This window comes from uncultured Demequina sp., from assembly GCF_913055775.1.
Lineage (GTDB): Bacteria > Actinomycetota > Actinomycetes > Actinomycetales > Demequinaceae > Demequina.
Genome location: NZ_CAJXJX010000155.1, coordinates 1 through 5,424, shown reverse-complemented (window position 1 = coordinate 5,424; position 5,424 = coordinate 1). Strand labels below are relative to the sequence as shown.

Here is a 5,424-nt window from a genome sequence, read left to right as displayed (position 1 = left end):
CGCCGGCGTCACGCTCCTGACCGCCTGCTCGAACCCGCTCGAGAACCTCACCGGCGAGCTCGCCGAGGAAGGCGTCGAGCGCATCGTCGAGGAGGCCGCCGGCGACGACGCCGAGTTCGACATCAACCTGGACGGCGAGGCGTCGCTGCCGTCGTCGTGGCCGGACTCCGTCCCGGCGCCGCCCGGAACGCTGGTCGCGTCGTTCGCGGACTCCGAGTCGGGGAACGCCACGTTCGAGGCGGACAGCGAGGACGAGGTGCTCGCGTTCGTCGACCAGCTCAAGGCGAACGGCTACGAGGTCGATCAGGAACTCAGCAGCGGTCTCGACGCCGTCGCTCTCGACAACGGGGAGATCTGGGTGAGCGTGGGCTGGGTCCCCGACGACGACGGCAAGGTGTTCGGCACGGTGACGTACGTGCCGTCGGCGGAGGCTCAGTAGGGATCGTGCCGTGAACCCCCGCGCCAGGTGGTGTCCCCCGCACGCCGTAGAGTTGGCGCATGGCTGAAACCCCCCTGGTCTGGATCGACTGCGAGATGACCGGGCTCGACACGACCGCAGATGCGCTGATCGAGGTCGCGTGCCTGGTCACCGATGCCGAGCTCAATCTGCTCGGCGACGGCGTGCAGGTGGTCATCAAGCCGTCCGACGCCGCTCTCGCGCAGATGAGCGACTTCGTGAGGAACATGCACGTGGAGTCCGGGCTGCTGCCGGAGCTCGAGCACGGCACCACGATGGAGGACGCCCAGGCCCAGGTTCTGGCCTATGTGCGCGAGCACGTGCCGCAGGCGAGCAAGGCACCGCTCGCCGGCAACACCGTGGGCATGGACAAGCAGTTCCTCGAGCGCGACATGCCGGACCTGATGGGCCACCTGCACTATCGGGTCGTCGACGTCAGCTCGATCAAGGAGCTCGTGCGGCGCTGGTACCCGCGGGTGTTCTTCAACGCCCCGGCAAAGACCGGCGGGCACCGCGCGCTGGGGGACATCCAGGATTCGATCCGCGAGCTCGAGTACTACCGGGAGACCATTCTCGCGCCGCTTCCTGGCCCGGACTCGGACGCCGCCAAGGCCGCGGCCGCGAAGGTCTCCCCCACCGCGTAGGAGACACGATCGGCCTCTCGGTCGTGTGCACCGATGCGGGCACGGTATGATGTTCGCTGGCCCTGGCGACGGGGCCGATGGTGGCTATAGCTCAGGTGGTAGAGCACCTCGTTGTGGTCGAGGGGGTCGCGGGTTCAAGTCCCGTTAGCCACCCGCTGAAGCAGAAGGGCCGTCCCCCCGGGGGCGGCCCTTCTGCCGTCTCCGCGTCGGCACCCGTGCGGTTCACGGGCTATCGTTGTGCGGTCACGGCGATGCGCCCGCGCGCACGCCCCACGTCAGGAGGATCGGATGCTCGCAGCGCTCACCGGCGCAGGCCTCTCGGCCGCTGCCGGGCTCAACGCGTTCATCCCCCTGCTGATCGTCGGCATCTTCGCGCGATTCACGGAGTTCATCGAGCTTCCCGATCACTTGCTGTGGCTGCAGTCGTGGCCCGCGATCCTGATCTCCGCCGCGTTCCTGGTCGTTGAGCTGGTGCTGGACAAGATCCCCGGCGTCGACCACGTCAATGATCTGATCCAGACCCTGATCCGGCCGGTCGTGGGCGGTGTGATCTTCGCCGCGACGGCGGCGGCCACCGTGGTCGACGACTCGAACTTCTGGCAGCAGAACCCGCTGATCGCCGGCATCGTCGGTGCGATCGTCGCGCTCGCGATGCACGTGTCCAAGGCCGCCTCGCGACCGGCCGTGAACGCCACGACGGGAGGCACCGGCGCACCGCTCGCGTCCTTCGCGGAGGACGCGATCGCCGTGGGCCTGAGCCTCATCGCGATCTTCATCCCGATCCTGGTGATCGTGGTCTTCATCTTCCTGGGGATCACGGTCTACCGCATCGTCACGACCGGGCGCCGGCGGCGCCGTCACCGCGAGCTGCGTCAGGCCGAGGAGCGACTCGAACGCGAGGCGCAGGAGGCCGAGGGCGGGATGGTCGCGTGGTGGCGATCCAAGTGGCGCGAGCCCGGGCGCATCGCCCGCCATCGCGCGGGCGCGGACGGAGACGCCGTCGCCGAGGCCGAGGACGCCGCAGGCGGGCCGGAAGGGCCGTCCGCGCAGTCAGCCGAGCGCTGATCCGCCCTACTCCTTGAGGGCGCCGAAGTCCTCGAGGAAGTCCTCGACGAACGCGTTCGCGGGGTTCTCCGCGACGTCTTCACCGCTCCCGAGCTGCTCAAGCACGCCGCCCCGAGAGAACACCGCGATGCGGTCCGCGAGAATGACGGCCTCGCGGATGTCGTGCGTCACCATCATCACGGTGAGGCCCAGCGAGCGCTGCAGGTCGCGGAACTCCTGCTGGAGGCTGCGGCGTCGCTGCGGATCGACGGCCCCGAAGGGCTCGTCCATGAGCAGCACCGGAGGCTCGACCGCGAGCGCCCTCGCGACCCCCACCCGCTGACGCTCACCGCCGGAGAGCTCGTGCGGGTAGCGCGAGCCATACGTCTCGTGCGGCAGGCCCACGAGCTCGAGCAGTTCGTCCACGCGCTCCCGGGTGCGCCCCTTGTCCCACTTCAGCAGCCCGGGCACCGTCGCCACGTTCTGCGCCACGGTGCGATGAGGGAACAGGCCCACGTGCTGGATCACGTAGCCGATCGAGCGCCGCAGCTGCACCGCATCCTGGGCCATCACGTCCTGGCCGTCGACCGTGATGACGCCGGAGCTGGGCTCGACCAGGCGATTGACCATGCGCAGCGTGGTGGACTTGCCGCAGCCCGAGGGCCCCACGAGGCACAGGATCTCACCAGGGGTGACCTCGAGCGACAGGTCCTCGACAGCCACCGTGCCGTCCGGGTACTCCTTGCGCACGTGCTCGAACGTGATGCCCGCGTGGTCCATCCCGCCACCGTAGCCCACCGCCGCGTCCGCGCACGGGGAGAGCTGACGCACGCATCGGCCCTGCACAGCCGCGCCGCCGCGCCAGGTGACTGTGGCGCGCAGTGCCTGTAGCGTCGGACAGATGGACGCGCCTGAGAACCCGTGGTTCTCGCTCGACTACCTCCAGCGCAACACCGAGGAAGTGGTCGACCAGCTCGCGATCCACGCGACCCTCACGCTGCAGGCGCTCGCGATCGCGTTCCTCATCGCGTTCCCGCTCGCCGTGATCGCGCGGCGGATCCCGCGCCTGTCGGGACCGATCATGGGCATCTCCGGGATCCTCTACACGATCCCCTCGTTCGCGCTGTTCGGCCTGCTCGCCCCCTTCACCGGCATCGGGCGCACCACGGTCCTGATCGGGCTCGTGGCGTACGCCCTGCTGGTGCTGGTGCGCAACATCGTCGTGGGGCTCGAGGGCGTCGACCGTGACGTCACCGATGCCGCGCGCGGCCTGGGCTACACCCCCACGCGGCTGCTGTTCCAGGTCGAGCTGCCGCTCGCGCTGCCGTCGATCATCGCGGGCCTGCGGATCGCTGCGGTGACGACGGTTGCTCTGGTCACCGTGGGTGTCGTGGTGGGCTACGGCGGGCTGGGCCAGCTGATGTTCCGCGGGCTCCAGTCGGACTACCGCGCCCAGATCATGACCGCGACCCTGCTGTGCCTCGCGCTCGCGCTCGTTCTGGACCTGCTGCTCGCGCTCGCGGGTCGTCTCGCCATGCCGTGGCAGCGCCGGAGGGTGGCCGCATGAGCACCGTTGGCGAGGCGTGGGCGTACCTGACCACCTGGGAGAACTGGACCGGGGCGAACGGGATCACCACACCCACGTTCGACGGCGGCTGGCGCTTCGCGCAGGACTCGATCATCGCACTGACGCTCGAGCACATCTGGATGAGCTTCGCGGCCGTCGCCATCGCCGTGGCCTTCGCGCTTCCCGTCGGAGTGCTCCTGGGACACATCCGCAAGGGCGGCGGCGCCACCGTCGTGATCTCCAACGTGAGCCGCGCGATGCCCACGCTGGCCCTGCTCACGCTGTTCGCGGCCTCCGCGATCGGCTTCGGCAACCGGGCGGTGATCCTGGCGGCCGCGATCTTCGCGTTCCCTCCCATCCTCACGAACGCCTTCACCGGCATGTCCGGCGTGGACCCCGACATCCGCGAGGCCGCACTGGGTCAAGGGCTCACTCGCTTCCAGGTCGCCACCAGGGTCGAGCTGCCCCTCGCGGTGCCGCTCATCGCCGCCGGCCTGCGCACGGCGACCGTGCAGACCGTCGCGACCGTGCCGCTCGCTGCTCTGGTGGCCGGTGGCGGCCTGGGCGTCATCATCAACCGGGGGCTCGCCACGCAGCGGTACGGCGAGGTGCTGGCCGGCGCGGTGCTCGTCGCAGCGCTCGCGCTCGCGACCGACGCCGTGATGGCGCGTCTCCAGCGCGCCGCCACTCCCGCTCCCCTGCGCGAGGCAGCCACCGCGGCCGCGTGAGGTCGAAGCGCCACCGGGCCCGCGCATCGGCCCTCCCCCGGCCTGCGCGGCGTTTCCGGGTGTGTGCACGCGACTCGGACCAACTGAGTGCCACCGTCCGGCGCGTGCGGCGAGCCTCGCCTTGCGACTCAGTTCATCCGAGTCTGGTGCACGGATCCGCCCCGCCCGACCCATCCCCCCGGGCGCCGGCCGCGAACACCGCATAGCCTGGTACGGGCGCCGTGAGGGAACAGATCGGGCGCCCAGGCGGTTGCCATGGCTGACCGTCCCCGACGTGAGGAGCACCGATGCACACCCGCAGAGCCACCTACGCGGCCCTGGCCGCCGCCACCCTGATCGTCGCCGGCTGCAGTTCCGGCGACGGCGACGAGCCGGCAGACGACGGCTCGATGGAGCCCACCGGCTCGGAGGAGACCACCGACGACGAGATGATGGCGCAGGAGTGCCTGCCCGTTCCCGGCGAGCAGCTGGTGGTCCTCGAGGATGACCTCATGCTGCAGAACTCGGACAACATCATCCCGGCGCTCAGGGACCACCTCGCCGGCGCCGGGCTCGACCGCGTCGGGCTTGTCCGCGGCGTCGCACCTCGCGATCGCCACCACTCCCACCAGACCGAGCAGCATCAGGAACGCGGAACCGAGCAGGAAGAAGTCCATCCGGGTGAGGTAGGGGAGCCGGGGGAGGTCCTTCGCCGCCACGAAGCGGTAGGCGATCATGGCCAGCATCGAGGTGACCGAGACGCTGATCATGTCGGATTTCGAGACGGCGCGCAGTTCGCTCGCCCGCCTGCAGCAGCTCGGGTCGCGCGTGGCGCTGGACGATTTCGGCGTCGGTTACGCGAATTTCGGCCATATCGACCAACTGTCGATCAACACGATCAAGATCGACCGCTCCTTCGTGACGCGGCTCGCCAATGGCGGCCAGACGGTCAAGCTGATCAAGACGATGGTCGACATGTGCTCGACGCTCGGCGTCGGCTCGATC

8 protein-coding genes and 1 tRNA gene are annotated in these 5,424 nt (G+C 69.8%); 7 read left to right on the top strand and 2 right to left on the bottom strand.

The window, feature by feature from the left end:
• The 4 genes from QZ483_RS12435 to QZ483_RS12420 all read left to right on the top strand — a co-directional run.
• The coding region (locus QZ483_RS12435; RefSeq protein ID WP_297084469.1) for a hypothetical protein at positions 1-439 on the top strand (439 nt) is incomplete at its 5' end.
• Between the two features lie 59 nt (positions 440-498).
• Positions 499-1,101, top strand: a complete 603-nt coding sequence (gene orn / locus QZ483_RS12430) for an oligoribonuclease (RefSeq protein WP_297084466.1) — start codon at positions 499-501, stop codon at positions 1,099-1,101.
• A gap of 80 nt (positions 1,102-1,181) precedes the next feature.
• Positions 1,182-1,254 (top strand) — tRNA-His (locus tag QZ483_RS12425).
• 135 nt (positions 1,255-1,389) lie between these two features.
• A complete protein-coding gene (locus QZ483_RS12420) occupies positions 1,390-2,166 on the top strand; it encodes a DUF4126 domain-containing protein (protein ID WP_297084463.1) in 777 nt (258 codons plus the stop codon).
• Between the two features lie 6 nt (positions 2,167-2,172).
• Here QZ483_RS12420 and QZ483_RS12415 read toward each other — a convergent pair whose 3' ends face one another.
• Positions 2,173-2,976, bottom strand: a complete 804-nt coding sequence (locus QZ483_RS12415) for an ABC transporter ATP-binding protein (protein WP_367117111.1) — start codon at positions 2,974-2,976, stop codon at positions 2,173-2,175.
• Between the two features lie 70 nt (positions 2,977-3,046).
• On the opposite strand from QZ483_RS12415, the gene QZ483_RS12410 reads away from it, so the two are divergent.
• Positions 3,047-3,712 carry an ABC transporter permease gene (locus QZ483_RS12410; protein ID WP_297084461.1) on the top strand — a complete coding sequence of 222 codons (666 nt, stop codon included), beginning with the start codon at positions 3,047-3,049 and terminating at the stop codon, positions 3,710-3,712.
• Positions 3,709-4,440: an ABC transporter permease gene (locus tag QZ483_RS12405; RefSeq protein WP_297084457.1), complete on the top strand. Its 732-nt coding sequence runs from the start codon at positions 3,709-3,711 to the stop codon at positions 4,438-4,440. Before QZ483_RS12410 ends, QZ483_RS12405 begins: the two co-directional genes overlap by 4 nt.
• A gap of 128 nt (positions 4,441-4,568) precedes the next feature.
• Here QZ483_RS12405 and QZ483_RS12400 read toward each other — a convergent pair whose 3' ends face one another.
• Positions 4,569-5,189: a hypothetical protein gene (locus QZ483_RS12400; protein ID WP_297084456.1), complete on the bottom strand. Its 621-nt coding sequence runs from the start codon at positions 5,187-5,189 to the stop codon at positions 4,569-4,571.
• Here QZ483_RS12400 and QZ483_RS12395 point away from each other — a divergent pair.
• A partial coding sequence (locus QZ483_RS12395) for an EAL domain-containing protein (RefSeq protein ID WP_297084454.1) occupies positions 5,155-5,424 on the top strand: 270 nt, incomplete at its 3' end. The genes QZ483_RS12400 and QZ483_RS12395 overlap by 35 nt on opposite strands.